Origin of the sequence: Photorhabdus africana (assembly GCF_035181445.1) — a bacterium.
Classification (GTDB): Bacteria; Pseudomonadota; Gammaproteobacteria; order Enterobacterales; family Enterobacteriaceae; genus Photorhabdus; species Photorhabdus laumondii.
Window position 1 is genome coordinate 1 of the sequence record NZ_JAXBVE010000243.1, and the last position, 286, is coordinate 286.

At 55.6% G+C, this 286-nt stretch carries 1 protein-coding gene; it reads left to right on the forward strand.

The window, feature by feature from the left end; translation table 11 throughout:
* On the forward strand, window positions 1-286 hold a 286-nt coding region (locus SLS51_RS23600), incomplete at both ends, for a hypothetical protein (protein WP_323840892.1).

Here is a 286-nt window from a genome sequence, read left to right on the forward strand (position 1 = left end):
GCTGCTGGGGAAAAATAAGGCATCGGATGTCATAACGGCGGACAACACCCTCAATTTGCAAACCTTCCTGACCCGGGTCACACAGGTGCGGCTGAAACTGCAACAGATGAATACCAGTGATGACCCGTTGGAAATGGCGGGAAGGCTGGCGCAGACGGTGTTTCAGGGCAAAAGTACCGACCTGACGGAGACGCAAGGTTACGGCAATCTGATGGCGGCCAGTTTGGGTGACCAATGGCGCGGTTTGGGTCAGACGATGTTCGTGCAGCCGTTAAATCAGGCGTGG